This is a genomic window from Butyricicoccus sp., assembly GCF_050872565.1.
Classification (GTDB): Bacteria; Bacillota; Clostridia; order Oscillospirales; family Butyricicoccaceae; genus Butyricicoccus_A.
Genome location: NZ_JBNMHC010000462.1, coordinates 1 through 1,445, shown reverse-complemented (window position 1 = coordinate 1,445; position 1,445 = coordinate 1). Strand labels below are relative to the sequence as shown.

Annotated in this window: 2 protein-coding genes; one reads left to right on the top strand and one right to left on the bottom strand. The window is 45.7% G+C overall.

What is annotated here, in order from left to right:
- On the bottom strand, positions 1-266 hold a 266-nt coding region (locus ACR0P9_RS12525), incomplete at its 3' end, for a MarR family transcriptional regulator (protein ID WP_432620645.1).
- A 196-nt stretch (positions 267-462) separates the two neighbouring features.
- Here ACR0P9_RS12525 and ACR0P9_RS12520 point away from each other — a divergent pair.
- Positions 463-1,445 (top strand): MATE family efflux transporter (locus tag ACR0P9_RS12520; RefSeq protein ID WP_432620643.1); only part of this gene is annotated, 983 nt, incomplete at its 3' end.

Genomic DNA, 1,445 nt, shown 5'->3' with positions numbered 1-1,445 from the left:
CTCCGGCAATTCGGATCCATTTTGCGGACAATTAAGCCATCCGCTTCCATTTTCTTCATCAGCCGAGAAATGGCAGAAGTCTGCATATGACACATACGCGGCAGCTCAGAAACCGGAATTTCTGGATTTTGTTCACTCAGATGATACATGCCATGCAGCAATTCTGTCTCAGCTTTGGTCATGCCTTCGCTCAACCGCCATAGTTGAATTTGCCGCATTCGCCGCATTCGATTCCAGACAGCAGCACAATTTTCTCTCGATTCCATATAAACCTCCTTTCATTTCCAATAGTTAACATTGTTAATTATTAACTTTGATACCAATCATAGCAGGCTTTTGTGATGATATAGCAAATAATGTATGAACAAATTGTAAACACTAGCAGAATATTGATATATTGCGTTTCTGTTTCTGTGTGCTATACTTAAAAAAGTATGATTTTGACGAAAGGACAGACACGCTATGACACGAGAACGCGACCTCACCACAGGAAATATTACCACCAGTTTATGGCTGTTTGCCCTGCCGCTCATGCTCGGTAATGTCATGCAGCAGCTGTATAATCTCGTAGATACTTGGGTTGTCGGCAGATATATTGGTGACACCGCACTCGCGGCGGTTGGCTCCTCATATACCATTCTGACCTTCTTAACCTCTGTCATCATCGGTCTGTGTCTGGGAAGCAGTGCCTTTTTGTCCATGGCATACGGCAGGCGTGATGAATCCGCTATGCGAAACGGCATGTTTCTGTCTTTCAGCACGACCGGTGCACTGTCTCTGTACCTGATGCTTGTGTTCTATCTTTTTCTCGATCCAATCATTCGATTGCTACAAGTCCCGCCAGAGACCTTTGCGGACATGCATACCTATTTGTTTTACGTATTTTTCGGCTTCTTCGCCACATTTTTATACAATTATTTTTCTAATGTCTTGCGCGGCATCGGAAATTCCTCTATTCCATTACTATTTCTCGCCATTTCCGTTGTGCTCAATGTCGCACTGGACATCTATTTTGTGGTATGTCTTGACTGGGGCATCAGAGGGGCAGCCCTTGCTACCGTCTTTGCTCAATTTGTCTCCGGCATTGGCATCACGTGCTATTTCCTTCAAAAATTTCCGCAATATCGTCTGTCACGCAGTGATATGTGTTGGAATAAAGAAAATCTCCGCAGCATTCTCTCGCTGTCCGGCTGTACCTGTTTACAGCAGTCCGTCATGAATTTCGGCATTCTCATGGTGCAGGGCATCGTAAACAGCTTCGGCACCGCTGTCATGGCCGCTTTTGCCGTTGCGGTAAAAATTGACACCATTGCCTACATGCCGGTGCAGGATTTCGGCAATGCATTTTCTGTATTTGTCGCTCAAAATTATGGCGCACAAAAGCCAGCGCGGATTCGCTCCGGCGTGCGCTGTGCACTTATCAGTGTCGCCGTGTTCTGTGTGAT